The sequence below is a fragment of the Aminobacter sp. J41 genome (genome assembly GCF_000526635.1).
Classification (GTDB): Bacteria; Pseudomonadota; Alphaproteobacteria; order Rhizobiales; family Rhizobiaceae; genus Aerobium.
In genome coordinates, this window is the sequence record NZ_JAGL01000027.1 from 16,016 (window position 1) to 42,625 (window position 26,610).

23 protein-coding genes, 1 pseudogene and 1 other annotated feature are annotated in these 26,610 nt (G+C 66.0%); of the genes and pseudogenes, 9 read left to right on the forward strand and 15 right to left on the reverse strand.

The genetic code is table 11. The features are described 5' to 3' along the window. Window positions 1-468: 468 nt before the first annotated feature. From pyrC to L630_RS0115895, 5 genes are all read right to left on the reverse strand, one after another. Window positions 469-1,554, reverse strand: coding sequence for a dihydroorotase (gene pyrC, locus L630_RS0115875; protein ID WP_024849224.1), 1,086 nt, complete (start codon window positions 1,552-1,554; stop codon window positions 469-471). Window positions 1,555-1,658: 104 nt separating this feature from the next. Continuing rightward, the gene (locus L630_RS0115880; RefSeq protein WP_024849225.1) at window positions 1,659-2,420 is read right to left on the reverse strand and encodes a DUF2243 domain-containing protein; all 762 of its coding nucleotides are present in this window, start codon (window positions 2,418-2,420) and stop codon (window positions 1,659-1,661) included. A 204-nt stretch (window positions 2,421-2,624) separates the two neighbouring features. Then, the gene (locus L630_RS0115885) at window positions 2,625-4,175 is read right to left on the reverse strand and encodes an FAD-dependent oxidoreductase (protein WP_024849226.1); all 1,551 of its coding nucleotides are present in this window, start codon (window positions 4,173-4,175) and stop codon (window positions 2,625-2,627) included. Then, window positions 4,172-4,714, reverse strand: coding sequence for a hypothetical protein (locus tag L630_RS0115890; protein ID WP_024849227.1), 543 nt, complete (start codon window positions 4,712-4,714; stop codon window positions 4,172-4,174). Before L630_RS0115890 ends, L630_RS0115885 begins: the two co-directional genes overlap by 4 nt. Further along, window positions 4,711-5,214, reverse strand: coding sequence for a hypothetical protein (locus L630_RS0115895; protein ID WP_024849228.1), 504 nt, complete (start codon window positions 5,212-5,214; stop codon window positions 4,711-4,713). The genes L630_RS0115890 and L630_RS0115895 overlap by 4 nt, the downstream gene beginning before the upstream one ends. A 274-nt stretch (window positions 5,215-5,488) precedes the next feature. Here L630_RS0115895 and L630_RS0115900 point away from each other — a divergent pair, with 274 nt between their 5' ends. The 4 genes from L630_RS0115900 (at window position 5,489) to L630_RS0115915 (ending at window position 8,793) form a co-directional block, all read left to right on the forward strand. Beyond that, the gene (locus L630_RS0115900) at window positions 5,489-6,313 is read left to right on the forward strand and encodes a manganese catalase family protein (RefSeq protein ID WP_024849229.1); all 825 of its coding nucleotides are present in this window, start codon (window positions 5,489-5,491) and stop codon (window positions 6,311-6,313) included. Window positions 6,314-6,322: 9 nt separating this feature from the next. Next, window positions 6,323-6,712 carry an HIRAN domain-containing protein gene (locus L630_RS0115905; RefSeq protein ID WP_024849230.1) on the forward strand — a complete coding sequence of 130 codons (390 nt, stop codon included), beginning with the start codon at window positions 6,323-6,325 and terminating at the stop codon, window positions 6,710-6,712. Beyond that, entirely contained in the window at window positions 6,705-6,899 is a 195-nt protein-coding gene (locus L630_RS0115910; RefSeq protein WP_024849231.1) for a hypothetical protein, read from the forward strand. Before L630_RS0115905 ends, L630_RS0115910 begins: the two co-directional genes overlap by 8 nt. Window positions 6,900-7,236: 337 nt before the next feature. Continuing rightward, complete coding sequence (locus L630_RS0115915; protein WP_024849232.1) at window positions 7,237-8,793, forward strand: acyl-CoA dehydrogenase family protein; 1,557 nt, start codon at window positions 7,237-7,239, stop codon at window positions 8,791-8,793. 11 nt (window positions 8,794-8,804) lie between these two features. Here L630_RS0115915 and L630_RS0115920 read toward each other — a convergent pair whose 3' ends face one another. The 9 genes from L630_RS0115920 to L630_RS0115960 form a co-directional block, all read right to left on the reverse strand. Continuing rightward, on the reverse strand, window positions 8,805-9,569 hold the full coding sequence (locus L630_RS0115920; protein ID WP_024849233.1) for an SDR family oxidoreductase: 765 nt from the start codon (window positions 9,567-9,569) through the stop codon (window positions 8,805-8,807). Next, a complete protein-coding gene (locus tag L630_RS0115925; protein ID WP_024849234.1) occupies window positions 9,566-10,771 on the reverse strand; it encodes a mandelate racemase/muconate lactonizing enzyme family protein in 1,206 nt (401 codons plus the stop codon). Before L630_RS0115925 ends, L630_RS0115920 begins: the two co-directional genes overlap by 4 nt. Before the next feature lie 103 nt (window positions 10,772-10,874). Beyond that, window positions 10,875-11,315, reverse strand: coding sequence for a hypothetical protein (locus tag L630_RS0115930; RefSeq protein ID WP_034330583.1), 441 nt, complete (start codon window positions 11,313-11,315; stop codon window positions 10,875-10,877). A 2-nt stretch (window positions 11,316-11,317) separates the two neighbouring features. Further along, window positions 11,318-11,701, reverse strand: coding sequence for a hypothetical protein (locus L630_RS0115935; protein WP_024849236.1), 384 nt, complete (start codon window positions 11,699-11,701; stop codon window positions 11,318-11,320). 132 nt (window positions 11,702-11,833) lie between these two features. Next, entirely contained in the window at window positions 11,834-14,899 is a 3,066-nt protein-coding gene (locus tag L630_RS0115940) for an efflux RND transporter permease subunit (RefSeq protein ID WP_024849237.1), read from the reverse strand. Continuing rightward, window positions 14,896-15,948, reverse strand: coding sequence for an efflux RND transporter periplasmic adaptor subunit (locus L630_RS0115945; RefSeq protein WP_024849238.1), 1,053 nt, complete (start codon window positions 15,946-15,948; stop codon window positions 14,896-14,898). Before L630_RS0115945 ends, L630_RS0115940 begins: the two co-directional genes overlap by 4 nt. Beyond that, window positions 15,945-17,012: an efflux RND transporter periplasmic adaptor subunit gene (locus L630_RS0115950; protein ID WP_034330586.1), complete on the reverse strand. Its 1,068-nt coding sequence runs from the start codon at window positions 17,010-17,012 to the stop codon at window positions 15,945-15,947. The genes L630_RS0115945 and L630_RS0115950 overlap by 4 nt, the downstream gene beginning before the upstream one ends. Window position 17,013: 1 nt before the next feature. After that, entirely contained in the window at window positions 17,014-17,775 is a 762-nt protein-coding gene (locus L630_RS22255; protein ID WP_024849240.1) for a TetR/AcrR family transcriptional regulator, read from the reverse strand. Between the two features lie 63 nt (window positions 17,776-17,838). Continuing rightward, entirely contained in the window at window positions 17,839-18,051 is a 213-nt protein-coding gene (locus L630_RS0115960; protein ID WP_024849241.1) for a hypothetical protein, read from the reverse strand. A gap of 130 nt (window positions 18,052-18,181) precedes the next feature. After that, window positions 18,182-18,237: a sequence feature (sul1 is cis-regulatory element that is thought to sense ions involved in sulfur or methionine metabolism; They are found in Alphaproteobacteria), on the forward strand. Window positions 18,238-18,293: 56 nt separating this feature from the next. Between L630_RS0115960 and L630_RS0115965 the strand changes: the two genes are divergently transcribed. The 5 genes and pseudogenes from L630_RS0115965 to L630_RS0115985 all read left to right on the forward strand — a co-directional run bounded on the left by L630_RS0115965 (window position 18,294) and on the right by L630_RS0115985 (window position 23,500). Continuing rightward, window positions 18,294-19,775 (forward strand): SulP family inorganic anion transporter, encoded by a 1,482-nt coding sequence (locus L630_RS0115965; RefSeq protein WP_024849242.1) that lies wholly within the window; start codon window positions 18,294-18,296, stop codon window positions 19,773-19,775. Between the two features lie 557 nt (window positions 19,776-20,332). After that, window positions 20,333-20,563, forward strand: a complete 231-nt coding sequence (locus L630_RS0115970) for a hypothetical protein (RefSeq protein ID WP_024849243.1) — start codon at window positions 20,333-20,335, stop codon at window positions 20,561-20,563. Window positions 20,564-20,863: 300 nt separating this feature from the next. Further along, complete coding sequence (locus L630_RS0115975; RefSeq protein WP_024849244.1) at window positions 20,864-21,493, forward strand: NeuD/PglB/VioB family sugar acetyltransferase; 630 nt, start codon at window positions 20,864-20,866, stop codon at window positions 21,491-21,493. 332 nt (window positions 21,494-21,825) lie between these two features. After that, window positions 21,826-23,213: pseudogene (gene glgA, locus L630_RS21620) on the forward strand (glycogen synthase GlgA). A gap of 98 nt (window positions 23,214-23,311) precedes the next feature. Then, on the forward strand, window positions 23,312-23,500 hold the full coding sequence (locus L630_RS0115985) for a hypothetical protein (protein WP_024849245.1): 189 nt from the start codon (window positions 23,312-23,314) through the stop codon (window positions 23,498-23,500). Between the two features lie 624 nt (window positions 23,501-24,124). Here the strand turns inward: L630_RS0115985 and L630_RS0115995 are convergent. Next, on the reverse strand, window positions 24,125-25,792 hold the full coding sequence (locus L630_RS0115995) for an FMN-binding glutamate synthase family protein (RefSeq protein WP_024849247.1): 1,668 nt from the start codon (window positions 25,790-25,792) through the stop codon (window positions 24,125-24,127). Between the last annotated feature and the right edge of the window lie 818 nt (window positions 25,793-26,610).

Here is a 26,610-nt window from a genome sequence, read left to right on the forward strand (position 1 = left end):
CAGGAAGATTAACATCATGACTGACGGCAAAACGTCTTTCAGGATGCACGGATTTTTGCGTGATCCACTGAAAAAGATGCAGTGGTAATGTTTGCCAGACGCGAAGTTATGCTGGTCCGCCTTTGCCACCCGCACGCCGCAGATCCTCCCCCATTCATGGGGGAGGGGACCGCTGGAGGCGGTGGAGGAGGCGTGACGGAGCAGGGCATCTCGCAAGTTTTGTTTTCTGCGCACACCTCCTCAAGTGGCATTTTACGAGCCCCCTCCGCCGCCTTCGGCGTCACCTCGCCCGCGCTGCGGGGGAGGATCCGGGCGGTGCCTTTCATGGTCGTCGCGCATATCGGTGGCAGCGATCACCCACGACGTAAAACCTGCGAAGCTGATCCAGTCGGATCCTCCCCCAGGGAGGGGGACCGCCTAAGGCGGTGGAGGGGGAGTTGATCGCAAACGCCGAGGGTAGAGAGACCCCTATTCCGCTGCGATCGACCAGGGCAGCAGCTGGCCGCCCTGGAAGACAACGACGTCCTCGCCGTCGACCGGCACGGAGGCAAGCGCCATCGAGGGCTTCTTCACCAGCGTGATCGTGCCCGCGTTGGGCTCCAAGCCATGGAAGCGGGCGCCGTTGAGCGAGGCGAACGCCTCGAACTTGCCCAGCGCGCCTTCCTCGTCGAACACCTGGACATAGGTCTGCAGCGCGGTGGCACCGGAAAAGATGCCGGCCGAGCAGCATTCGGCCTGCTTGTTCCTGCGCGGGTGCGGCGCGGTGTCGGTGCCGAGCATGAAGCAGCTGTCGCCCGACGTTGCCGCCTTGCGCAGCGCCAGCCGGTGCTTCTCGCGCTTGGCGACCGGCAGGCAGTAGAGGTGCGGGCGCAGGCCCCCCTGGAAGATCGAGGTGCGGTTGATGACGAGGTGGTGCGCGGTGATCGTGCAGGCCGCGCGCGCCTGATGCTCGCGCACGATGTCGAGCGTTTCCATCGTGGTCGCGTGCTCGATCACCACTTTCAGGCCCGGATGACGCTTCAAGAGCGGCAGCAGGCTCTCTTCCATGAAGACCTGCTCGCGGTCAAAAATGTCGACTTCCGGATCGACCGCCTCGCCATGCACCAGCACTGCCATGCCGATCTTTTCCATGCGCTCGAACACCGGCGCGAGTGCGGGAATGTCGGTGACGCCGAAATGCGCGTTGGTGGTGGCGCCGGCCGGATAGAGCTTTGCCGCGAGCCACACGCCGTCGCGATAGCCGCGCTCGATCTCGTCCGGGTCGGTGTGGTCGGTAAGGTAGCAGGTCATCAGCGGCGTGAAGTCCGCCCCTTCCGGCAGCGCCGCGAGAATGCGCTCGCGATAGGCGGCGGCCGCCTCCACCGTCGTCACCGGCGGGGTGAGGTTCGGCATGATGATGCCGCGCGCGAACTGCGCCACGGTGAAGGGCAGCACCGCCTTCATCATCTCGCCGTCGCGCACGTGGACATGCCAGTCGTCAGGGCGGCGGATCGTGATCGATTCCGGCTGCGGGGAGGTGGCGGAGCTGCTGTCGAAGAGTTCGGAAACGCTCATGGCAAAAATCCCCGGCTGGTCGGCAAATCACTGCCAGCTGTAAGACCACCATCCGGGCCGGGGTTCAAGGGTTGATGCGCGAAGGCGGGCGGATCAGGGGCGGATCAGGCGCGACGGGTGAAGGCAAGGCAGCCTGCAAGCGCCGGGGTCGAGCTGACGAGCGCCGCGCCGCCGCGATAGAGCGCCAGCATGCCCGGCAGCGGCACGTCGCTGATGCCCCAGACGGCGCCGCTCGCGTCGCTCCAGCGAAGGCTGCCGCCGGCATTCATCAGCGCCGCCATCTTCTCGTCCTCGCTGACGCCGCTGCGGAAGACGACGATCGTCTCCTGCGGGCCGGTCAGCGCAGGGCCGAGGCCGGCGGCAAGACCGGAGGCGAGCAGGAACGCGAGCACCGATGCGGCGACGGGCCGTCCGCTGCCGCCGCGCGGCAGGCACCAGCCAATCAGCAGCGGCAGGAGGCCGAACACGGCCAGCCAGCCGAGGTCCCACAGGAGCGGGTCGTCGCTATCCATGCGGATGCGGTGGATGCCGAGGAGCCAGTGCGACAGGAGTGCGTCGGCGACGTGCCAGGCGCCGAAGCCGAAGAGCGCGAGCTTGAGGACCGGAGTGCGGTCGAACGCGCCCTGTCCCTTCCGCGCCCGCACGACAAGCGCGGTGCCGATGATGGCGACGGCATACATGAGGAGATGGAAGATCCCGTCCGCCAGCACCTGCAGCGGAAGGTTGGGGTTCGCCGGATCGTCGAGGCCGGAGAGGAGGTGATGCCACTGCAGCACCTGATGCAGCAAAATGCCGTCGAAGAAGCCGCCGAGGGCAAAGCCGATCATCAGCCAGCCAATGATGACGCGCCGGTCAGCTCCTTCCATCACTCAACCTCCGCTCCGGCTGCGATGCAGCCCCTGATGGCAATTTCCGGAATGAACCCGGAACAATTTGCGGCGGCCGCGGTTCGGTCCGCGTTCCCGCCTCCCAGGGGACCCCTTGGCGCCCCCACGTGGTCCCCTTGATGGCCCCAAGTTGTCCCATGACCCCAACTGGCCGGCCCCTTCGGGCCGGTCCTTTTTTGCGAGTCAGCCGGCAACGTCATCCGTCACCTCTATATGGATCGAGCGGCGCCCGAGCGGCTCCTTGGCGGGGCCCGTGAGCACATTGCCCGACTGGTCGAAGCGCGAGCCGTGGCAGGGGCAGTCCCAGGTGCGGTCGATGCCGTTCCAGTCGACGACGCAGCCCATATGCGTGCAGATCGCGCTGAGCGCGACGACCTCGCCGGATGCCTCGCGCCGCACGGCAAGCTTTTCGCCGCCATGCGAGACGACCGCGCCCTCGCCGGGCTCGATCTCACCCAGCTCCACCGTCTTGCGGCCGAGCACCCGGTCGCCGACGAGGTGCATGCCGGCCTTCATGTTTTCCTTCAAAAACTCGCCGCCGCCGGCGATCGGTTTGTGGCGGGTGGAATCGTAGAGGGAAAGCGCCGGGTGCTCCTCGCCGCGCACGCAGCAGGCAAGGATTTCGCCAGCGACCGCCCCTTGGGTGATGCCCCAGGCGGCAAAGCCCGTGGCGACCAGCAGTCGCGGATGGTCGCTGTCGGCGGGACCGATGAAGGCCGCGCCGTCCATCGGCCGGAAATCCTCGTTGGTCCACAAATGCGTCGGCTCGCGGATGTTGAGATGCTCGGCAAGGAACCACAGCAGGTCCTCGGTCGCTTCCAGCAGTTCGTCCGGCTCGCCGGGGTGGAACTCGGCGCCCGAGACGATGACATAGGTTTCCTCGCCGATTTCGACCGTGCGCAAGGAACGGCGCGGCTCGCTGATATTGATGAACATGCCGTCGATGACGACGCCGTCGGGCAGCGGGGCCGCGGCCACCACATGCGCGAACGGGTAGGCCTTGGCGAAGAAGTGGCCTTCCGGGATGACCGGCTGCTGCGTGGTCACCACCACATGCGCGGCCCGGACCTCGTGGCCGTTCACCTGCAGCACGCAGGGGCAGCCATAGTCGACCGCGGTGACGCGGGATTCCTCGTAGAAGTCGATCTGGTCGCGCAGCAGCGCGGCAAGCCCCTGCAAATAGCCGAACGGGTCGAACTGGCCCTGGTCCGGGAATTTTAACGCCGCGAGCGCCTCGACCGGCGCCTTGACCAGGTCGACCATGGACGCATCGATGCCGGCATCGCGGGCGGCCTTCTCCTCGCGGCGCAGCTCTTCGACCTCATCGTCGGTCTCGGCATAGATGTAGGCGTCGCGGCTTTCGAAGTTGGCCGCCTCGCCGATCATGCCGGAGATTTCCTCGATGCGGCGCAGCGCCTGCTCGTTGCAGCGCGCGTGGATCTTTGCCTGTTCCGCGCCGAATTTCTGCTCGATCGTCTGGTAGCAGAGGCCGTGCTGCGAGGTGACCTTGGCGGTGGAGCGGCCGGTCGCCTGCCCGCCGATCGTCTTGCCCTCGAACACCGCCACCTTGAGGCCGCGGTTGCGCAGATGGAAGGCGCAGTGCATCCCGGCCATGCCGGCGCCGATAATGGCGACGTCGACCTCGAGCGGGCCTTCGAGCGCGGGATAGTCGTGCATCGGCTGCGCGCCGTCGAGCCAGAACACGTTGCTGAAGGCGGGAAAGTCGAGTCTCATCGCTGGCTTCCTTCCGGTCGATCGTGAAGACGGCCGGAACCGAAGGCGCTGCGTGACGCCGCCTCGAGTTCGCGAAGGCCGAAGGCGAGGCACCCGCCCCAGACGAGATGCACGGCGAGCATCAAGAGGTTGCGCTCGGCCGGATGCCGTGTGGCGGGCTTGAGGATGTTCGCGGCCGGGATCCAGCCGAGATAGCTCGCAGCCCACACGGCCGGGCCATAAAGGAGGCCCGGAACGCCGCGCGGCAGGGCGCCGAAGATGGCGCCGGTGACGGCGCCGTAGCCGAAATGGGTAAGGATGGTGGCGATGCCGGCCGCGCGGCCTTCGACGGGAAGGGTTCCTTCGGTGATCTCGCGGGGCGGCAGCGGGTAGCGGTCTCGCGGCTCAAGCCCTGCATGCAGCGCACGCATCGCCGCCGTCATCGCCATCGTCGCGCAAAAGCCCGCAACCGCCCCAAGGACGATGCGGCCGAAGGCATCCTCGCCGGCCAGGCGGTCCCCCGCGGCGCCGTCGCCCCTTGTGCCGGCCTCGTTCCTCATGCCGCACCCTTCGGGTCGTCGCGGTTGGGAACGTCGGAGCCTCGGCTATCGCCAGCATCATGGGAGCTCTTGCCGGGATCGCCAGCTGTCCGGCCGGTATGGCCTTCGTCCTCGATATGATCCGGCGCGCTCCGATCGCTCCCGCTGGACGAGCTGCCCGAGTCCTGATCAGGGAAGGTGGGATGCACCGCGCCGGAGGGGCGCTGGAAGCCGTCGCCAGCGACCGGCGCTGCTTCGCCCGGGGTTCCTTCCGGAATGCCGGCGTCGCGGTCCGGAACGAGGGAAGGATTATCGGCGAGCGGCCCGCGCCCGTCATTTTCGTGGCGCTTTTCCCACGGCTCGCGCTCGCGTTTCGTGGTCTGGGGCGGCCTGTCATTGCCGGTCATCTTCGCCTCCGTTGCGGGGATCATCCTTCTCCCAACAACACGCGAGGCCGGGAATTGTTCGGCCGGAAGGTGCAGCGTGTTTTCGCCGTGGCGCTTGTGGACGCCAGCCTGCATGAATCGTCCCGCCGAGAGCGAGGCTGCAGGCCGGAAACGGTGAAACCTCAGCGGCGATTCAGAACACGCACCGGATCCACCTCCACGGTTCCACTTTGCCGTAGTGCTGCCAGTTATGCATGCCGGACATGAAAGGCACGGCGCGAATCCTCCCCCGCAACGCGGGGAGTCCGCGGCGTACGGTTTGGCTATGGGCAGCAGATATACAGCGGAACATCGGCGGGATGTTGCGGTTGGGCCCGGTCCCACAAGGCCCACCAAGAAGGAGAACCCGATGTTCTATACCGACAACAAGCTGCAGTTTCCCGTGCGGGTCGAAAAACCCGATCCGCGCTTTGCCCGGGCGCTGCAGCAGGCGATCGGCGGTGTCGAAGGCGAGATCCGCGTTGCGATGCAGTACCTGTTCCAGGCGTGGGGCGCGCGCGGCGACCCGAAATTCCGCCAGCTGCTCCTGAACACCGGGGCGGAGGAGATCGGCCATATCGAGATGCTCGCGACGGCCGTTGCCCTCAACCTCGAAGGCGCGCCACTGTCGCTGCAGGAGGAGGTGTCGGGCGATCCGGTCGGCGGCGCCGTGCTCAACGGCATCAACCTGAAGAACCTGCTGTCCTCGGGCCTGTCGGCGATGCCGGTGGACTCCGACGGCGTTCCGTTCGACATGTCGCACATCTATGCGAGCGGCAACATCGCCGCCGACATGACCGCCAACGTGATGGCGGAGTCGACCGGCCGCGTGCTGGCCGTGCGGCTCTACAACATGACCGACGATCCGGGCATGAAGGAGATGCTGCAGTTCCTGATCGCCCGCGACACCATGCACCAGAACCAGTGGATGGCCGCGCTGGAAGAGCTCGGAGGACCGACCGAGGTGTTCCCGATCCCGAACAGCCACCCGCAGGAGGAAGAAAACCGCGACTTCTCCTACGCCTTCCTCGGCTTCCAGCAGGACGGCAGCGAGCCGCCGCAGGGCCGCTGGTCCAAGGGCGAGTCGATCGACGGAAATGGCTCGTTCTCCTCGCGGCCGATGGAGCCGCAGGGCGAGGAACCCAATCTTGGTCGCGCCAAGCCGAAGTCGGGCGCCCAGGCCGAACAGGAATAGGAGGCAGCGATGGACCGCCGGGGCTTTTTCACCTGTGCGGGCGGCGGGCTGGCGGGCACCGTGCTCGCCGCTCCCGCCTCCGCACGTACCGCCTCAGCCGCGGCTCCCGTCGTCAGCACCTACATCACCGGGCTCGCGCGGGTGGCAGGCAATGCCCTGCCGCCCGCCGGCACCGAGGTGGTGCTGCAACGGGATCTTTCGGACCTGTACGATCCGCACGCGCTTTCCGTCTCGACCGCCGACGGAGAGCGTCTCGGCCGCATCTCGCCGATCCACAGCCGCATGCTCGAGCCTTTCGTTGCGGCCGGCTACAGCGCCCGCGGGTGGATCGAGCAAGGGAAGGGTGGATCGCAACTGCGCATCTCGGTTGCGCTCACGCGAGAGGCAGGGGATGCGTGACCTGCTCGATCTGCTGAAGAGCCTGATCGCCCGCCGCCGCGAGGCGGCGGGGCATCCTCAAAGCGCCGACCACTCGCATGTCGACGCGATCGTGCGGCTTCTCAAGCGCAGCCAGCCCCGCCGTACTACGCGCCGCGCCCACGACGGCACTGGATATCGCCACAACGGCCGGCATGACGGCGAGTGAGGGTAGAGCGCGGCGGGAGCAGGAACGCCGTAGCGCCGTGGGGTCGAAAGCGGAGCGCGGTCCCGCACCCGCCTTCGCCCAGGCACGCGGGCGGCCCGCCATTGAAGAAGCGGTGCTAAGCCCAATCGCCCAGCGACAACACCCCAAATGTGCAAGCGGATGGGCCTTGCAAGAACGAGTGCCTGCACGACAAACTGTCCTCGGAAACTATTATTGCCTATAACTATTCCCTGCGCTATCGGTGAGGGTGGCTGGCGGGCTTGCCGCAGGTTCGGGTTCCTTGAGGAAGCGGGATCGCAAGCGGGCGGCTGGCCGAGGAGGCAGTGGAGGTGAAGTGATGATCCCGTTTGAGGCACCGGTCGACGACATCCTGTTTTCGCTCGCCCATGTGGCGCGGGCGCAAGAAGCCGGCTGGGACCGCGAGACGGGCGAGGCGATCATCACCCATTTCGGGGAGTTCGCCGCGGAGGTGCTGGCGCCGATAAATGCGCCGGGCGACGCTGAGGGCTGCCGGCTCGAAAACGGCCGCGTCCTCATGCCGGACGGGTTTCGCGAGGCCTATCAGAAGTTGGCCGGCGACGGCTGGCTGGGGCTGACCGCGCCGGAGGAATTCGGCGGGCAGGGCGTCGACGCGCTGACCGCTGCCGCGATCACCGAAATCTTCGCCGGAGCCAACCACTCGCTGCAGATGGTGTCGGGGCTGGTGCCGGGCGCGGTCTCAACGCTCATGCACCAGGGCAGCCGCGAACAGCAGGAAGCATGGATCCCCCGGCTCATTTCCGGCGAGTTTCTGGCCACCATGTGCCTGACCGAGCCGGAAGCAGGCTCCGACCTTGCCCGCATCCGCTGCGCCGCGACGCAGGATGACAACGGCTGGCGCATCGATGGCGAAAAGACTTTCATTTCCGGCGGCGGCCAGGACATGTCGGAGAACATCCTGCATCTGGTGCTCGCCCGCACCGCGCCGATGGAGACGGGCCTGCGCGGCCTGTCGCTGTTCCTCGTGCCCGCACAGGTGGAGGGCCGCCCCAATGGCGTTGCCGTCACCCGCATCGAGGAAAAGCTCGGCCTGCACGCCTCGCCCACCTGCCAGATGCGCTTCGACAATGCGCGCGCCGAACTCGTCGGCGTCGAGGGGCAGGGGCTGGCGGCCATGTTCATCCTGATGAACCACGCCCGCATTGACGTTTCCATGCAGGGCGTTGCCCATGCCACCCGCGCCCATGCGATCGCCTCGGCCTATGCGGCAACGCGCGTGCAGGGCCGCAAGGCCGACCGCAGCCCGGCGGTGCTTTCCGACCACGCGGACGTTCGCCGCAAGCTCGACGAGCAGCGCATTCTTGCGCTCGGCGCGCGCGGCATGAGCCATGTCGCGCTGGTGGAATCGCTGCGCGGCGCGCCGGTCGAGCTGATCGACTTTCTGACGCCCATTTGCAAGATTTTCGGCACCGAGTCGGGCATTCGCGCCTCCGACCTCGGCATCCAGATTCTCGGCGGCTACGGGTATCTCACCGAATACGGCCTCTCGCAGTGCTGGCGCGATGCCCGCATCACCGCGATCTATGAGGGTGCGAACGGCATCCACGCGCTGCAGCTTGCCACCCGCGCCCTGACGCAAAAGGGCGGGGCAGGGGCCGATGCCTTCGCCGCCCTGGTCGAGCGGCTGGCGGAAGGCGCCGACTGGCTGCCTGGCGCGATCGACGAATGGCAGGCGCGGCGCGCCGTGGTGGTTGCCTCCGACAACCCGGCCGAGCTGGCGCATGATTTCTCGCGCCTGACGATCGGCCTTTACCTGCGCGCAGTCTGGCACCGCATTGCGGCGGCCGCCGACGCGCATCCGGATGCCGATGAGCTGCGCCGTCTGGCGGCAAAGGTCGCGTCCGTCCGCCTTTAGGAGACAAGGAATCAGACGACGGCGCTCATGCCGCCGTCGACATAGATGATCTGGCCGTTGATGTAGTCTGCCGCCGGCGAGGCAAGAAACACGGCGGTGCCGGCGAGTTCCTCCGGCTTGCCCCAGCGGCGCGCGGGCGTACGCGACTTCACCCATCCGTCGAATTGCGGGTTGTTGATCAGCGCCTCGTTCATGTCGGTCAGCATGTAGCCGGGGCCGATCGCATTGGCCTGGATGCCGAGCTCGGCCCATTCGGCGGCCATTGCCTTGGTCAGCATCTTGATGCCGCCCTTGGCGACTGTGTAGGGCGCGACGGTGGCGCGGCCGAGATCGCTCATCAGCGAGCCGATATTGATGATCTTGCCGTGCCCGCGCGCCACCATGCGCCGTGCCGCCTCGCGCCCGACCAGGAAGGCGCTGGTGAGGTTGGTGTCGAGCACGCGCTGCCAGTTCTCGGTTTCCAGCTCCAGCATCGGCTTGCGGTACTGGATGCCGGCATTGTTGACGAGGATGTCGACGGCAATGCCGCGCGCGTCGAGCTCGGCAAAGGCGGCGGCGACCGCCTTTTCGTCAGTAACGTCGAAGCTCAGCATCTCGACCCGATGGCCGGCATTGCGCAGCTCTTCGGCGGCATCGGCCAGCCGCTTGGTGTTGACGCCGTTGAGCACGACGGCAGCACCCGCTTCCGCGAGCCCTTTGGCGATGGCGAAGCCCAGCCCGCGCGAGGAGCCGGTGACGAGGGCGGTGCGGCCGGAAAGGTCGAACGGGTTCTTCATGAACTAAGCTCCGAGACGCGGGAGGAAAGGTCGGGCCGCTGGAAAACGGCAGGCTGCAGCTCGGTGCCGAGGCCGGGCCCTTCCATCGGCAGGACATGGCCGTCGACGATTCTGGGCAGCTCGGTGACGAGTTCGCGATACCAGCCGGAATAGAAGGCGCGCACCGACTCCTGAATCAGCGTGTTGGGCTGCGAGAAGGAGGAATGAACCGCGGCGACATAGGCGACCGGGCCGGTGCAGTCATGCGGCGCGTAGGGGCGGTGGTAAGTATCGGCGAGCGCGGCGATCTTGCGCCCTTCGGTGAGCCCGCCGGTCCAGACGAGGTCGGTCATGACGACGCCGACGGCGCCGGCCTCCAGCATGTCCTTGTAGGGAAAGCGCGAGCCGAGCGTTTCCGAGGCGCAGATCGGCACGTGCGTCGAGGCGGCAAGTTCCTGCAGCGCGCTCACCGAATTCATACGGATCGGGTCCTCGAACCAGGTGGGATCGAAGGCCTCCAGCTCGCGACAGATGCGCTTGACGGTCGGTAGGTTCCACAGGCAGTGGAACTCGACCATGATCTGCATTTGGTCGCCGACGCGCTTGCGGATCTTTTCGAAGGGCGCGAGCGCCGCCTTCAGCTGTTCGGTGGTGATGAAGCGGCCGTCATTTTCGATCGCGGCCGGGTCGAACGGCCAGATCTTCATCGCGGAAATGCCGTTTTCGAGCAGGTTTTCGGCGAGAGCGCCGGCATCGGCCATGAAGGCTTCGAGGTCTTCGTAAGGCCCTTGCGCGGTGCCGAGGTTCCAGGTGTCGACCGGCTTGATGCGATTCGAGCGGACATAGCGGTAGCCGGCGCAGGTGTTGTAGACGGGCACGCGCTCGTGGCAGAGGCCGCCCAGCATCTGGTGCACCGGCTGGCCGCAGAGCTTGCCAAAAATGTCCCAGAGCGCGAGGTCGATGGCCGAGGCCGCGCGGTATTCGGCGCCGGTGGACGCCTGCGCCAGCGGCAGGTTGACGAGTTCGCGCGCCAGCTGCTCGATGCGCAGCGGATCCTTGCCGAGCAGGCGATGCGACAGCACGTCGTGAATATGCGCCTCGACGGCCCCCGCGCCATAAAAGGTCTCGCCAAGGCCGGTGATGCCGGCATCGGTCTCGACATGCACCCAGAGCACATTGGCGAATTCCTCGAGCCGGAAGGTGCGGATGGCGGTGATCTTCACGGATTTCTCTCCCTAGGCAGCGGCACGCTGCCGTCAGGACCCAAGGTGGCGGAAAATTTAGGAGATGTCAGGGGGGAGGGGGGAGCCGGGATGGGCGACGTGACTAAGTGCCCAGGCGAGCCTCTACGAGTTGCTCGAGCCGGCGCTGCGTCTGCTCATGAGCTTTGCCCGCGCTTCTGATGATGGTCTTGGTGATCGAGCGGAGCAGAACCGGATCGATCTTCTGCAATTCAGCTTTCTGAGTGTGGTCAAGGCCCGCGCTATCGTGCTGAAGTGCCTCGAAATAGCGATGTTCGATCTGTTCTAACAGTTCTTCCAGATCCCGCAGTTCCGCCCTCGCGATCTCTTCTGGTGAAGACGCTTTCGGCAGGGCCTCCTGGCTCCCCGCCACCTGTTCCGCGGCACGGATTTTGTCCAGCTGCTCGATGGTTTTTCTGAGCCTGCGGGAATTCCGACGTTCGTAGGCCTCGACACTGAAAGCAAGCACCAGCAGGCCGCCCAAGGTTACCCAGACAAGAGGGCTCATGGAGGAGAGATATTCCATCACTACACCCTTCCCTTTCTCGCCAGAATACCTTCGGTGAGCGAGTGCATGCTGCGCTGAACGAAATAATAACATATCACAGCGCATCCAGCCATGATCGCAACGATACCGAGTATATTCGGTTCCTGACTGAGAACTTGTTGAACCTCATCCATGGTAAGGCTCTCGGTCTTTCTTGTCAGCTCCGTTAGCAACGTTACAATGGGCGCAAATATGCCGACGGTACATAGAGCGACGGCTAAGTTCATCCACCCGTTTGACCTTTGCCGGAACTGCTCAGCCTGAAGGGCCAGGTCCTCAAGAAGCTCTTCTTTCAACGCGGCCGATCTGGCGGCGGCAGTCTCTGAACTGCCTAGCATATGGGTATCTTCCGGAGCCTTCGCCATAATCCCCCTCCTCAACTTCCCGCGTGAAGATTGCATCCAGCGATCGCGGGCGTAAAGGCAGCACGGCAGACAGGGCTGCGCCCTGCAGGGCGCAACCATCAGTTCTGAAGACTGGGGCGCGTGGCGGTGCCTTTACGCCCCCGCAGCCTCCGCGTCTGCCTTCGTCCCCTCATCCGGCTTCACCCGGAACACGGCGCAGTAGAGGGCCGGGGCGAAGAGGAGGGTGATCAGCGTGCCGGCGATGATGCCGCCCATCATGGCGATCGCCATCGGGCCCCAGAAGATCTGGCGCGAGATCGGGATCAGCGCGAGAGAGGCGGCGGCGGCCGTCAGCAGGATCGGCCGTGCGCGGCTGTCGGACGCCTCGAACACGGCGGCCCAGCGCGAGCGGCCCTTTTCGATCAGCACCTCGACCTCATGTATGAGGATGATCGAGTTGCGGATCAGGATGCCAACCAGCGCCAGCACGCCGAGGAGCGCCACGAAGCCGAGCGGCGCGCTGAAGGCGAGCATCGAGGCAACCACGCCGATGATGCCGAGCGGCGCGACCGCCATGACGATGAACATCAGGCGGAAGCTCTGCATCTGCACCATGACCAGCACCAGCATGGTCAGGATCATCAGCGGCGCGACGGCGGCGATCGGCCCCTGGCTCTTTGAGGTCTCCTCGTTGATGCCGGCGGTGACGATTTTGTGCGTCGGCGGCAGCTCGCCGGCGATCGCGTCGATCTGCGGTGCAAGGTCCGCGTTGACCGTCGTCGGCTGGTCCTTGGAATAGACGGCGGCCTTGACGGTGACCGTCGGCACCCGGTCGCGCTGCATGATCATCGGCTGCTGGATGTCCCATTCGATGCGAGCGATCGACGCGAGCGGCACCGGAATGCCGCTCGGGCTCATCAGCTGCAGCGACTGCACCGCTTCGAGCGAATGGCGGTCCTGCTCGTTGCCGCGGGCGATCACGTCGATCAGCTTGTCGCCGTTGCGCAGCGAGGTGATCGAGGCGCCGTAGGAGACGCTCGCCAGCGCCTGCGCGACATCGGCCTGCGTCATGCCGGTCATGCGCAGCTGTTCCTGGTCGATGACGATGCGGGCAATGCGCACCGGCTCGCTGGTGTCGATGGTGATGTTGTCGAGGCGCGGGTCCGTGCCGAGCAGGGCAGCCACCTTGCGCGCGGCGTCGATGTTGACGGCCATGTCCGGGCCGCTGACGCGGTACTGCACCGGCTTGCCGACCGGCGGGCCGACCTCGATCAGCTTGGCGAAGAGCTCGACCCCGGGCTGCTGCGCCGCATATTCGCGCACTGCCGCGCGAAGGCTGTCGCGCGCCTCGACGTCCGGCGTCTGGATGATGATCTGGCCGCGATAGGGCGCGGGCGTCGGCGCGTCATGGGTGAGGATGAAGCGCGGCGCGGAACGGCCGACATAGGAGGTGAAGTAGGACACCTCCTCGCGGCTGGCGAGGAAGGCCTCCAGCTTGCCGATCGCCTCGTTGGTGGCGGCGATCGAGCTGTTCTGGCGCAGCGTGACGTCGATCAGAAGCTCCGGCCGGTCGGAACTCGGGAAGAACTGCTGCTCGATCTTCGTCATGCCGGCAAGCGAGATGGCGAAGATGATGACGGTGGCGGCGATCGTCACCCACTTGAAGCGCATCGCCCAGGTGAGCGCCCTGTGGAAGGCGCGGCGCAGCCGGCCCGGCGCGGGGTTATGATGCGGCATGCGCTTCGGCAGGAAGGCAACGCCGAGGATCGGCGCAAACAGCACCGCCACGATCCACGACAGGAGCAGCGAGATCGCGATCACGTAGAACAGCGACTGGGTGTATTCGCCCGCCATCGAGTTGTTGAGGCCGATCGGGATGAAGCCCGCAACGGTCACCAGCGTGCCCGACAGCATCGGGAAAGCAATCGACGTCCAGGCATAGGACGCCGCCTTCTCGATCTTGTCGCCCATTTCGAGGCGCGAGATCATGGTCTCGATGGCGATCATCGCGTCATCGACCAGAAGGCCAAGCGCGATGATGAGCGCGCCGAGCGAGACGCGCTGCAGCGTGATGCCCATCATGTCGAGGATGACGAAGGTAAGCGCCAGCACCAGCGGGATCGACATCGACACCACCAGGCCGGCACGCAGGCCGAGCGAGATGAAGCTGACCGCAAGCACGATCACCACCGCTTCGACCAGCGCCTGCATGAACTCGTTGATCGAGTGGTCGACGACATGCGGCTGGTCGGCGACCTTGTCGACGTTAACGCCGAAGGGCAAGTGCCGCGCCTCGGCTTCCATCAGCGCGTCGAGCGCCTCGCCGAACTCGAGGATGTTGGCTCCCTGTTCCATGCCGATTGCAAGGCCGACGGCGTCCTTGCCGTTGTAGCGCACGAGCGCCGAGGGCGGATCCTCGTAGCCTTCGCTGACCTTGGCGACGTCGGCGAGGGTGAAATAGACCTCGCCGGCGCGCAGGGGCGCTGCGGCAAGCTCGGCGGCGCTGTTGAAGCGCCCGCCGACTTCCAGCACGATCTGCTCGGACGAGGTCTGGATCACGCCCGCCGGGCGGATCGCGTTCTGGTCGGCCAGCGTCTGCATGACGAGCTTCACATCGAGACCGAGCGAAGCAAGGCGCCTGGTGTCGAACTCGACATACACAACCTGGTCTTGCGTGCCGATGATGTCGACCTTGCCGACATCGTCGACGGTCAGGATCTTGTCGCGCAGGTCCTCGGCAAGGTCGCGCAGCTCGGCCTTGGAGTAGCCGTCGCCGGTCAGCATGTAGATGCTGCCGAACACGTCGCCGAAGTTGTCGTTGAAGGCAAAGCCCGCGAACTCGGACGGGAACTCGCCGCGGATGTCCGACATCATGTTGCGCACGCGCAGCCAGATGTTGCGGATCCGCTCGCCGCGGATGGTGGGTTTCAGGTCGATATAGACCACCGACACGCCGGGCGAGGTCTCGGAACGGGTGAAGTCAAGCTCGTCCAGCTCTTCGAGCTTGTTCTCGATGCGCTTGGTCACCTGCTCCAGCATCTCGGCGGTGGTGGCGCCGGGCATCTGCGCGGTAACCACCATCGTCTTGATCGAGAAGGACGGGTCTTCCTCGCGGCCGAGATTGATGTAGGCGAGCGCGCCCGCCACCAGCGACACGATCATCAGGAACCAGACAAACGAGCGGTGCTTGAGCGCCCAGTCGGAGAGATTGAAGCTCATCGGCTGATCCTTTCGCCGACTACCTGGCCGGCCGTTGCGGCCTCGATGCCGCGCGTGAGGATTTCGTCGCCTTCCTTGAGGCCGGCGGTGACGATGACGCGGTCCTCGATCTCGGGCCCGAGCTCGACGTCGATTGGCTCGAGCTTTCGCCCCTCGCCGATGCGCCAGACGCGGGGCTTGTCCTCGCGCCGGTCGATCGCGCTTCCCGGAATGCTGATGATGTGACCTTCGCGGAGGTCGGGAGAAACATCGACCAGCGACCCGAGGCGAAGGTTCGCGCCGTCAAGCGCAATGCGCACGCGGTGCATGCGCGCGGCGCGGTCGACGACGGGCTCGACCAGCCGCAGCGTGCCGGTCACCGCGGCCTCGCCGCCGGCAATGCGCGGCGTGACATGGAACTGCATGTCCCTGGTGAAGAGCGGCAGATAAGCGGGCGGAACGTCGATCACCGCCTCGCGGCCTTCGTTGGTCGCGAGCGTGACGACCGGCTGGCCGGCGGTGACGGTAGCGCCGGGCTCGGCATGGATCGCGGTGATGATGCCGGCGGCCGGCGCCCGCAGCGTTGCATAGCGCTCGGCATCCTCGGCGCGCGCGACCGTGGAGCGGGCGGCATCGGCGGCCGCCGTCGTGGTTTCCATTGCCGCCTTCGCCGATTCAAGGTTGCTGGTCGAGGCAACGCCGCGCCTGTTCAGTTCCTCGACGCGCTGATAGGCCTGCTTTGCCTGGGCGGCCTGCGCTTCGGCTGCCCTGAGCGATGCCCGCGCCGCGACCGCGTCGTCACGCAGCGAGCGCTCGTCGAGCGTCGCGATCACCGCATCCCCCTCAACCGCATCGCCGAGCGAGACCGGGCGCGTGTCGATGGTGCCGCCGGCGAGAAAGGCGAGATTCACCTCGCGCGTTGCCCGCACGATGCCGGGAAAGGAGCGGAAATTCGCGGCCGACGGCGTCACGACCTCGGAAAACACCGGCCGCGCTTCCTGTGCTTCCTGCGCGGAAAGCGGGGTCGCGGCGATGGCGCCGGCAAGAAGGAGGGGGAAGAAAAGTCTCATGGCTTTGCCTCCACGGCGACCACTTCGCGGCCCGGATAGATGAGATAGGAGCCCGCGCCGGCCACCAGCTCGCCTTCCTCGAGGCCCTTGCTGATCTGCACGCCGTCGGAGGTGAAGCGCGCGATCTCGACATTGCGGATTTCGGCGCGGCGGCTGTCCGGATGGATTACCCAGACGGCCGGCTTGCCGAGATGCGTCACCAGCGCGGCCGACGGCAGCGACACCAGCTGTTCGCTCGCCATCTCAAGCCGCGAGCTGATCGGCGTGCCGAGCGCAAGCGGCCTGTCCTTGTCGTCGATGCGGGCGCGAAGCGAAATGGTGGCGGTCGACGAGTTCACCAGCGGCGCGATCTCGGAAATCTCGGCCTCAAAGGTCTCGCTGCCGTCTTCCAGCGAGCGCACCGCGATCTTGCGCCCGATCATGGCGTCGAGCTCGGGCACCGGCGGCACGTAGAACTGCGCCTCGCGCGCGCCTTCGCGGGCGAGCGTGACCAGCGTCTGGCCGGCAGCCGCCACCTGCCCGGGCTCGCCGCTTCTTTGCGTGACGATGCCGGTCACGGTCGCGCGCAGGGTCATGTCGGCCAGCGCCTGCCGCGCCTTGGCAAGCTGCGCCTCGGCCTCATCGACGGAGGCGCGCGCCGCCATCAGCTCCTGCTCGGCGTTTTCAAGCGAAGCGCGCGTCGTTGCCCCGCGCTCGACGAGGCCGCTCAGGCGGTCATAGACTGACTGCGCCTGGGTAAGCTGCGCGGTGGCCGCGGCCGATTGCGCGCTCGCAGCCCCCAGCGCCGCATGCGCCTGCGTCGGGTCGAGCTCGGCGATAACGTCGCCTTCCTTCACCCTGTCGCCGACATCGACATTGATGGAAACGATGCGCCCCGCGCTCTTGAACGCGAGCGGCACGACGTCGGCCGCCTCGACCGTGCCGGTCAGCTCCAGCGCTGAGACCGCCGACTCATAGCGGGCGACGATCTCTTCAACCGACAGCGGCCCGCCGGCGTAGAGCGGCGTGGCAAGAGCAAGGGCAAGGCCAAGCGACATGAATGCAGACGAGCGTCTCGGGCGCATGTCAGGCTTCCTTTTTGCGATAGGCATCATGCCGGGCCTGGGCGCGGGCGATCAGGCTGTCTTCGGCAAAGGCGGGGATGGTAAGGTCGATGGCGGCAATCGTCTCCGCCCGCTCGGGGCCAAGCCCCAGCGCGCGCAGGATCGCGGCGACCGTGCCGCGGATATAGGCTTCGGGCTCGAGCGGCGCGGTCTGGCGCATGGCAAGCCGCAGCATGCCGGCGCGCAGCATGCCGAGCACCATGTCGGCGGTAAGCCCAGTGTCGCCCTTCACGAACGTGCCGCTCGCCATGCCCAAATGAAGCTGCTGGTTCAGCCCGTCGCTGATCTCGCGCATCAGCGCCTCGGCGTTGAGGCTGCGCGCGCCCATGAACAGGCCGAGCACCGGATAATGCAGCGCGGCCGACAGCACCGTCGTTGCGCCAAGCGCCACCGCGCCGTCCGCGCTCTCGCTGCCGGCGATGACGTTTTCGGTATAGGCGACGAGCTCATCGGCGAGGTCCTCGCAGATTGCGTCGCAGAGTTCGTCATTGGTGCGGAAATGATTGTAAAAACTGCCGCGCGACACGCCGGCCGCCTCGATGACCTGGCCGATCACCGCCGCGTTCACGCCCTGCTCGGCAAAAACGAGGATGGCGCTTTCGATCAGCCGCCGGCGCATCTGCTCGCGCCGCAGCTTTGCGGTGCGGGAACGATGATCCTCCGCGGCGCCTTCCGGCCCCGCGTCCGTCTCGATGTCGGTTGATGTTGGTCCGCTACCGCTCATGCCGGGAAGATAGGACGATCATCTTCTTCTGGCAATGACAAAAGTGTCATTCTGACAAAAGTGTCAGTCGAGGTCTTCCTCCGGTTCCAGCATCTCGATCAGGCTGGCGATCCGGGTGCCGGGGAGGGGACGGCCCTCGCCCATGAGGGCCTCGTCATTGTTCAGCCAGTTGAACGCCTCGCGCAACTCGGCAACGCTTGCCCCCGTCGCGATCAGCTCCGCGGCGAGGTCCTGATCGACCGGCCCGAGCACGGCAACGATGTCGTCATAGGTCATGATGCCTTCTCCCGCTGAAAACCGAGGTCCTTCTGAGGAGATAGGGGCTTTGCCGGGTTTTCCAACCGCTGCGGGGGGGTGGGCAAGGCTTGCGACAGCGGCGTGCTTCGGGCTATCTGGGGCGCATTCATCCGGACCCGGTGAAATTCCGGGTGGCTCTTCCGGCCGCCGATCCGCCGGACATTCCAGAACTGCAAGGCGACGGGCGCGCTTCCGGCGCGGCCCGGCACTCCAATATTCCCATGATTACAAGCAAAATCCGGCGCGAGTGGTTCTCGAACGTGCGGGCCGACATCCTTGCCGGCATCGTCGTCGCGCTCGCCCTCATTCCCGAGGCAATCGGCTTTTCGGCGATCGCCGGCGTCGACCCGCGCGTCGGCCTCTATGCCTCGGTCGTCATCGCCATCGTCATCTCGTTTGCCGGCGGACGCCCGGCGATGATCTCGGCGGCGACCGCCGCGACGGCGGTGCTGTTCGGCACGCTGGTGCGCGAGCACGGTCTGCAATACCTTCTCGCGGCCTCAATCCTTGCCGGCGTCATCCAGATCGTTGCGGGCTGGCTGCGGATCGGCCAGGTGATGCGCTTCGTCTCACGCTCGGTGATGACCGGCTTCGTCAATGCGCTGGCGATCCTGATCTTCATGGCGCAGTTGCCCGAGCTGATCGGCGTAACATGGCAGACCTATGCGCTGATCGCCTTCGCGCTCGCCATCATCTACCTCTTTCCGCGCGTGACGAAGGCGGTGCCGTCGCCGCTGGTGGCGATCATCGCCGTCACCGCCTTCATGCTCTGGCAGGGCATTGATGTGCGCACCGTCGCCGACCTTGACGAGCTGCCGGATGCGCTGCCCCTGCTGCTCTTGCCCGACGTTCCGCTCAACCTCGACACGCTTCTCATCATCCTGCCGACCTCCGTCGCGGTGGCGGCCGTGGGCCTGCTCGAAAGCCTGCTCACTGCCTCGATCATCGACCAGATGACCGACACGCGCAGCGACAAGAACCGCGAGAGCATCGGCCAGGGCCTCGCCAACATCGCTTCCGGCCTGTTCGGCGGCATGGCCGGCTGCGCCATGATCGGCCAGTCGGTTATCAACGTGAAGTCGGGCGGACGCACCCGCCTGTCGACCTTCACCGCCGGCGCGTTCCTGCTGTTCCTGCTGATGGTGCTCGGCGACCTCGTCGGCCTGATCGCAATGCCCGCGCTGGTCGCGATCATGATCATGGTATCGATCGGCACCTTCAACTGGAAGTCGCTCACTGACCTTGCCCGCCATCCGCGCCGCTCGAGCCTCGTCATGCTGGCAACCGTCGTCGCGGTTGTCGCGACCCGCAACCTTGCGCTCGGCGTCGGTATCGGCGTGCTTCTGTCGGGCCTGTTCTTCGCCTGGAAAGTCGCACAGATCTTCCGCGTGACCTCGACGCTTTCGGCGGACGGGCGCCGGCGCGACTACCAGGTCGTCGGCCAGCTGTTCTTCGCCTCGGCCGACGAGTTCCTTGCCGCCTTTGACTTTGCCGAGGACATCGACGAGGTCGTCATCGACGTCACCGGCGCGCATATCTGGGACCTGACGGGCGTCAACGCCGTCGACAAGGCCGTGTTAAAATTCCGCAAGAACGGCATCCACGCCACCGTCACCGGCCTCAACGATGCGAGCGCCACGATCATGGACAAGTTCGCGCAGCACAACCGCCCCGACGCCATCGAGCGGGTGCTGGGGCATTGAGAAGGTGAGGGGAGTAGGGGGAGTAGGCGAGTAAGTGAATAGGGGCCCCCGGAGGCTTAGGGAGGCTGGGCAGTTGCCAAGGATCAGTTTTTAAGAAGAACCTTCGATAACGAGCCGTGCCCGGCAGGAGGGCGCGCGCCTGCCGCTTCCTCGGCAACAACCTCATTGCCGATGGATGAGGGAGACGGGGGAGACAAAAGCAGAGGCAGAGAACCGCGGTCACCCGCGCGAGCGTCAACGTTCAGGCATGGACCCTCGGATCAAGCCCGAGGGTGACGAGCGGGGATGCTGAGGTAAATCGCGAGGGCACAGGCGAACCCGAAGCGTCGCTACACAGGCGAACCCGAAGCGTTGTTACCCCCAACATCCCCTGCCTCTCCGCTTCGTCATGCCACGGCTTGACCGTGGCATCCAGGCCGGACCGCCTCGGCCAGATGAAGCGATAGGGAGAAGGTGAGCAGACCGAGATCCACCTGAAATATTTTGTGTAGGGAACATTATCCTGCTTCGCCAGTTGCGCAGCCAATTGCGGGACAAACCGCAGGCTGGAGGAAGCGATGCAAGGAAGTTACAGGCAAGGCCCGGCAGAAACGCACGGGGCCGAAGATATCTGGCCGTCCGAAGACACCGAGACCCAACTCATTCCCGACAATGACGCCCCTCAAGGTGGCGAAGCCGCCTGGCAGCTCACGGAGCGCTGGGCGAAGCGCACGCTCGAAAAGCGCGCGCTCGACCGCAGCGTTCCGTGCGACGACGTCTTCTGGTCGTGGGCCGCGCCCCGCCAATAGACGTCACGTGCTTCCGGCATGAAGCCGGGAGAAAATACCCTGATCCTGTGAACGCCTCGGCGCCGGCCTTACCCACCGGCGCCGTTTTTTGATGCCCCAGGAACGGAGGCATGGACCAGTCAGAAACCGCCGGCCGCCAGGCTGTCGGTTCCATAACAGAGCTTACGCGATTTTTGCGTCCGCCATCCCCACCCGGCCAGGACTCCACCCTCCACCGAACGCACGGCTTGAGCTTTTGCGCGCATATGCGAGGCTGGCCGAAGATTTCGCAGCCATCCGCCGTCGGGGGAGCCGGAACGCATGCCAAAGCCTCAGCTGGTGGTTCTTGGAGCAAGCGGCAATGCGCTCGATGCGCTCGATGCGCTGCAGGCCGGGCACGAGATCGTCGCCTTCGTCGATGATGACCCGGCGCGCCATGGCGAGATGATCGACGGCGTGGCGATCCGCCCCCGCGCGGTGCTGGGCGACTATCCCGACGCTAAGGTGGTCGCCCTGATCGGCTCGGAAAAGAGTTTCGCCCGCCGCGAGGAGATCATCGCCGGGTTTGGCGTGCCGGCCGGGCGCTTCGCGACGATCGTCCATCCGCGCGCGCATGTCTCGCGGCAGGCAAGGCTCGGGCGCGGCACGGTGGTGCTTGCGGGCGCGACGATCCCCTCCAATGCGCGCCTCGGCGATCACGTGCTGGTGCTGCCCAATACGGTGATCCACCACGACGCGGTGATTGAGGATTTCTCCATCATCGGCGCGGGCGTGATCATTGCCGGCCACGTGCGCATCGGCAAGAGCTCCTATGTCGGCAGCGGCAGCACGATCAAGAACGGCATCACCCTCGGCCCGAAAAGTCTCGTCGGCATGGCAGCCAACGTGACCAAGAGCTTTGGCGAGAACGTGGTTCTGGTGGGAAATCCCGCACGGGAGATGAAGCGGTAAAGCTTCGCGTCGTCCGCACCATCCGCGAACTTCCTTAACCTCCAGCAATTTCCTCCTTCCGCTCGGGAACATCCGCTTCCTCAACCTGTTCGGGGGGCCCCGGCAGCCTGCGCGCCGGTAGCATCCGACGAAAAGACCACAAGACAACGACAAAAAATTTCCCGTCTCAGGCGAGGTTGAGCGTGTTGCAGCAGTCCAGAGGTTCCGGTTTCTCTGAAAGTTCCCCTCAAGGCCCGCAAGGGTCCGCAGCGGGCGGGTCCGAAGCGCAAGGTTCCGCGCAGCGCCTCAGGGACGACGAAGCCCCGCCCCGATTACTGTTCGTCACCTCCGAGATGACCGATTTCGTCAAGGTCGGCGGCCTTGGCGATGTCTCTTCGGCGCTGCCGCGCGCGCTGCGCCAGACCAACGACATCCGCGTTCTCATTCCCGGCTACCGGCAGGTCACGCAGGGCCGCGACATCACCGAGGTGGCGCGTCTTTCGGCCTTCGCAGGGCTTCCCGCCTGCAGCCTCGGCCGCATCGACATGCCCGACGGGCTGGTGATCTACGTGCTCCTCTGCCCCGACCTGTTCGACCGCGAGGGCACGCCTTACGCCGACGCCGCCGGCACCGACTGGGCCGACAATGACGTGCGCTTTGCGCGGCTGAGCTTTGCCGCGGCCGAGATCGCATGCGGCGTGCCGGAGCTCGGCTGGCAGCCCGACCTCCTCCACCTCAACGACTGGCCGTCGTCGCTGGCCCCGGCTTACCTGGCCTGGCGCGGCCAGGCGGTGCCGAGCGTGCTGACCGTCCACAATCTCGCCTATCAGGGCCTCTTCCCGCGCGAGCGGCTGCCGATCCTCGGTGTGCCGGATGCCTCGTTCCAAATGGAGGGCGTCGAGTTCCACGGCGATCTGTCGTTCCTGAAAAGCGGCATCTACTATTCCTCGCATGTGACGACGGTGAGCCAGACCTACGCGCGCGAGATCACCACGCCGGAATTCGGCTGCGGCCTCGAGGGCCTGTTGCAGACGCGCGCCAGCCAGCACGCGCTGACCGGCATTCTGAACGGCGTCGACGAGAGCTGGGATTCAAGCCGCGATCCAAGCCTTCCCGCCGCCTTTTCCAGCAGCAACCTGAAGGGGCGCGCCGTCAATGCGGCGCAGGCGCGCGAGGCGTTCGGATTGGGCGTGTCGCGCGGGCCACTGTTTGCCATCATCTCGCGGCTCGTCCACCAGAAGGGCATCGACCTTGCGATCCGCGCGGCGGAAGACTTCGTCCAGAAGGGCGGCAGCTGGCGGTGACCGGCCAGGGAGATCCCGCGCTCGAACAGGCGATGCTGGACCTTGCCAAGCGCCACCCGGGCAAGGTCGGCGTCCGCATCGGCTTCAACGAGGCCGAGGCGCGCTGCCTGTTTGCCGGCAGCGATTTTCTGCTGATGCCGTCTCGCTTCGAGCCGTGCGGGCTCTCCCAAATGTATGCGCAACGCTATGGGTCCCTTCCCGTCGCCTACCGCACCGGCGGCCTTGCCGACACCATCGAGGATGGCGAAACGGGTTTTCTGTTCCAGGAGATGACGCTGTCGGGACTGATGGACGCGGTGATGCGCGCGCTCGGCACCTACGCCTCGCGCCAGGCACTGTCGCGCATGCGCAGAAAGGCGATGGCGCGGCCGTCCAACTGGCTGCACTCCTCGCGCCGCTACAACCACGTCTACGAGGGGTTGCTGGCAACGAGGTGAGCCGCCCCCTGCCCGCACCTTCACGGAACAATCCGCGCCCGCGCGATGTTGGCATCAGGAACACGGCTGTCGAGGGGCCGAGCTGAAAGGAATGACTTATGGCTGAACTATCCTGGCTGCTGGTTGTGGCAGGCGGCGCCGCCCTTATGGGGCTGGTGATTGCCTATGCGCTCATCAACCGCCGCCGCCTCACCGCGCCCGAACGCGCCCGCCGCGACGCCAAGGTGGACCGGCTGTATGAGGAAGAGACGCCGGAGGCGGTAGGGGCTGTGGTGCGATTGCTCTGAACCTTCCGGGCGGCTACGCGTCTGCCCCTTCCACCATGCTTCGCATGGTCCCCCTCCCCCATAAAATGGGGGAAGATCCGCCGCGGCGCTGCGGGTGCTGGATCCGAACCGCCGGGGAGCGGCAGGTTGCGCGTTCTCACCCGTCGGCAAGACGTCTCGGTTCAGGCATGGATCGTCGGGTCAGGCCCGACGATGACGACGTTGAAACGCTATTGGCAAATCGTTGACCCGAACGGTTGAAGCGGCACTGCCATCCTGCCCCCTCCAACCTCCAGCCGTCGTCATGGCCTCGGCTTGGCCGTTTCCACTTCGTGGGTCATCGCTGCCAGATATGCGTGCCGCCAATGAAAGGCACGGCCCGGGTCCTCCCCCGCGGCGCGGGGGAGGTGACGCCGAAGGCGGCGGAGGGGGCTCGTGAAATGCCACCTCTGGAGATGTGCGCAGAAAACAAAGACGTCCGAGATGCCCCGCTCCGTCACGCCCCCTCCACCATGCTTCGCATGGTCCCCCTCCCCCACATGTGGGGGAGGATCCGCGGTGTGGGGACTGCGACGGCGGGCGATCAGGATAAAGAGCGGCGACATCAATTAACCGCCATACGTTGAGAGTGTTTCCGCCCTCGCCTCACGCCACCTCCCTGACCCTTCGCGCGTTCTGGAATGGCCCGTGCGGGATTTCCGGCGGTGCGAAACTGTCGGCATTGGCGCGGTCCCAGCGGCTGTACCACTCCGCAAGCTCCGGAATTTCCTCCTCGCTGAGGAGGAAACCTTCGGGCAGGTACGGATAGGCCTCGTTGCCGTCCAGAAACTCGTTTTCCTTCTGCCGGAACATGAAATGATACGGCATGAAGTCGCTCGGATTGCTGAGGCCCGCCGCCCCCGCGATCTCGCCCAGCGCCTTCATCGTGTTGCGGTGGAAGCGCGCGACGCGCTCGGCCTTGTCGCCGGTGTCGAGCGCGCGCTGGCGCGTCGGGTCTTGCGTCGCGATGCCCACCGGGCAGCGGTTGGTGTGGCAAGACTGCGCCTGGATGCAGCCGATCGCGAACATGAAGCCGCGCGCGGCGTTGCACCAGTCGGCGCCGAGCGCGATCGCGCGGGCGATGTCGAAGGCCGACACCACCTTGCCGGCCGCGCCGATGCGCACCTGGTTGCGCAGGCCCGCGCCCCGCAGCGTGTTGTGGACGAAGGTCAGTCCCTCCAGCATCGGCATGCCGACGTGGTTGGCGAACTCCACCGGGGCCGCGCCCGTGCCGCCCTCGGCGCCGTCGACGACGACGAAGTCGGGCACGATGCCGGTCTTCAGCATCGCCTTGACCATGCTCATGAATTCGCGGCGGTGACCGATGCACAACTTGATGCCGACCGGCTTGCCGCCGGAAAGCTCGCGCAGCTGGCCGACGAATTCCATCAGGCCGGTGGGCGTCGAAAAGGTGCTGTGGGCGGGCGGCGACACGCAGTCGATGCCCATCGGAATGCCGCGGGCCTCGGCGATCTCCGGCGTGATTTTCGCCGCCGGCAGCATGCCGCCATGGCCGGGCTTGGCGCCCTGGCTGAGCTTGATCTCGATCATCTTGATCTGGGGGTCGACGGCGACCGCGCGGAACTTTTCCGGCGAGAACGAGCCGTCGTCGTTGCGGCAGCCGAAATATCCGGAAGCCACCTGGAAGATGAGGTCTCCGCCGCCGGCGCGGTGGTAGCGGCTGATGCCGCCCTCGCCGGTGTCGTGGGCAAAGCCGCCCCTGGCCGCGCCCTTGTTGAGCGCGAGGATCGCGTTGGCCGAGAGCGAGCCGAAGCTCATCGCCGAAATGTTGAGGAGCGAGGAGCTGTAGGGCTGCTTGCAGTCTGGCCCGCCGATGGTGACGCGAAAATCGGTGTCGGTGATGTGGAGCGGCGCGGCCGAATGGGTCAGCCACGCATAGCCCGAGGAATAGACGTTCTCGATCGTGCCGAACGGGCGCTTGTCCTCCTCGCCCTTGGCGCGCTGGTAGACGAGCGCGCGCTGCTGGCGCGAGAACGGCAGCTCGTCGTCGTCGCCTTCGATCATGTACTGGCGGATTTCCGGACGGAAGCTCTCGAGCATGAAGCGCAGGTGCCCGACGACCGGATAGTTGCGCAGAATCGAGTGACGGCGCTGGCAAACGTCATGGACGCCGAGGCCAAACAGCGCGCCCGTCACCACCGCCGGAATGAGCCACCAGGGCTCCAGCACGGAAGCGGTGAGGAAGACGACGGTCGCGGCGCCAAGGCCGGTGAAGATCGCGAAACGGGGGAAAGCCTGGACGAAGTTGCGCATGAGACCCGGTTTTGGTTCGGCAAGCGAACGGAACTGGTGATGAATTGGGTACCCGAAGACCCAACCAGTTATAGCCGGGAAGAAAGGGTTGTCGAGGGAGTGTGCCCTGCGGTGCCAGCGGGTGATCGTGGAGCGGCGAGAGCACTGCGATTGAGACCGGGGGCAGTCCCGGAGGGGGCGGTGTTCCCGGGATGTCCCAAGGCGTTCGAACGGTTCCTACCCCCACCCCTAACCCCTCCCCACAAGGGGGAGGGGAATTTTGGTTGGGGCAAAGCTGGTATGGATTGGTTGGGACGCCGAACACACGCCGGTCAAGCGCCACCCCGCCCCTGACGCCTCCTCACAAGGTGGAGGGGGACTTTGGCCCGGACAAATCTGATGGTCTTGTTCAGGGAGACATAAATGGGAGTTCCTCGGCGACGGCCTTCCGGAGAGAACCCCTGAAGACGTCAAACGCCGTTCGCCCGCGCACCCCGTCGAAGGAACCCCACCCCTAACTGATGCGATCTGTGCTTCCGGCGCGGTGCTACCAGCGGCTCACGGGCGGTGCGTATGTATATAAGCGATCGCTCACGAAGCGACACCTGCGCGACTGATCCAGCCGGATCCTCCCCCACTTGTGGGGGAGGAGGACCATGCGAAGCATGGTGGAGGGGGCGTAACGGAGTGGGGCATCGCGGAAGTCTTCGTTTTCTGCGCCCGCTTCCGCAGGCAGCATTTCACGCGCCCCCTCCGCCGCCTTCGGCGTCACCTCCCCCGCGCTGCTGGGGAGGATCCCGGGGGTGCCTTTCATTGGCGGCACGCATATCTGGCAGCGA

What these genes read in the sequence shown, in the direction of transcription:
- pyrC (WP_024849224.1), bottom strand. Translation starts at nt 1,554, where the DNA reads ATGAGCGTTTCCGAACTCTTCGACAGCAGCTCCGCCACCTCCCCGCAG.
- L630_RS0115880 (WP_024849225.1), bottom strand. Translation starts at nt 2,420, where the DNA reads ATGGAAGGAGCTGACCGGCGCGTCATCATTGGCTGGCTGATGATCGGC.
- L630_RS0115885 (WP_024849226.1), bottom strand. Translation starts at nt 4,175, where the DNA reads ATGAGACTCGACTTTCCCGCCTTCAGCAACGTGTTCTGGCTCGACGGC.
- L630_RS0115890 (WP_024849227.1), bottom strand. Translation starts at nt 4,714, where the DNA reads ATGAGGAACGAGGCCGGCACAAGGGGCGACGGCGCCGCGGGGGACCGC.
- L630_RS0115895 (WP_024849228.1), bottom strand. Translation starts at nt 5,214, where the DNA reads ATGCAGGCTGGCGTCCACAAGCGCCACGGCGAAAACACGCTGCACCTT.
- L630_RS0115900 (WP_024849229.1), top strand. Translation starts at nt 5,489, where the DNA reads ATGTTCTATACCGACAACAAGCTGCAGTTTCCCGTGCGGGTCGAAAAA.
- L630_RS0115905 (WP_024849230.1), top strand. Translation starts at nt 6,323, where the DNA reads ATGGACCGCCGGGGCTTTTTCACCTGTGCGGGCGGCGGGCTGGCGGGC.
- L630_RS0115910 (WP_024849231.1), top strand. Translation starts at nt 6,705, where the DNA reads ATGCGTGACCTGCTCGATCTGCTGAAGAGCCTGATCGCCCGCCGCCGC.
- L630_RS0115915 (WP_024849232.1), top strand. Translation starts at nt 7,237, where the DNA reads ATGATCCCGTTTGAGGCACCGGTCGACGACATCCTGTTTTCGCTCGCC.
- L630_RS0115920 (WP_024849233.1), bottom strand. Translation starts at nt 9,569, where the DNA reads ATGAAGAACCCGTTCGACCTTTCCGGCCGCACCGCCCTCGTCACCGGC.
- L630_RS0115930 (WP_034330583.1), bottom strand. Translation starts at nt 11,315, where the DNA reads ATGGAATATCTCTCCTCCATGAGCCCTCTTGTCTGGGTAACCTTGGGC.
- L630_RS0115935 (WP_024849236.1), bottom strand. Translation starts at nt 11,701, where the DNA reads ATGGCGAAGGCTCCGGAAGATACCCATATGCTAGGCAGTTCAGAGACT.
- L630_RS0115940 (WP_024849237.1), bottom strand. Translation starts at nt 14,899, where the DNA reads ATGAGCTTCAATCTCTCCGACTGGGCGCTCAAGCACCGCTCGTTTGTC.
- L630_RS0115945 (WP_024849238.1), bottom strand. Translation starts at nt 15,948, where the DNA reads ATGAGACTTTTCTTCCCCCTCCTTCTTGCCGGCGCCATCGCCGCGACC.
- L630_RS0115950 (WP_034330586.1), bottom strand. Translation starts at nt 17,012, where the DNA reads ATGCGCCCGAGACGCTCGTCTGCATTCATGTCGCTTGGCCTTGCCCTT.
- L630_RS22255 (WP_024849240.1), bottom strand. Translation starts at nt 17,775, where the DNA reads ATGAGCGGTAGCGGACCAACATCAACCGACATCGAGACGGACGCGGGG.
- L630_RS0115960 (WP_024849241.1), bottom strand. Translation starts at nt 18,051, where the DNA reads ATGACCTATGACGACATCGTTGCCGTGCTCGGGCCGGTCGATCAGGAC.
- L630_RS0115965 (WP_024849242.1), top strand. Translation starts at nt 18,294, where the DNA reads ATGATTACAAGCAAAATCCGGCGCGAGTGGTTCTCGAACGTGCGGGCC.
- L630_RS0115970 (WP_024849243.1), top strand. Translation starts at nt 20,333, where the DNA reads ATGCAAGGAAGTTACAGGCAAGGCCCGGCAGAAACGCACGGGGCCGAA.
- L630_RS0115975 (WP_024849244.1), top strand. Translation starts at nt 20,864, where the DNA reads ATGCCAAAGCCTCAGCTGGTGGTTCTTGGAGCAAGCGGCAATGCGCTC.
- L630_RS0115985 (WP_024849245.1), top strand. Translation starts at nt 23,312, where the DNA reads ATGGCTGAACTATCCTGGCTGCTGGTTGTGGCAGGCGGCGCCGCCCTT.
- L630_RS0115995 (WP_024849247.1), bottom strand. Translation starts at nt 25,792, where the DNA reads ATGCGCAACTTCGTCCAGGCTTTCCCCCGTTTCGCGATCTTCACCGGC.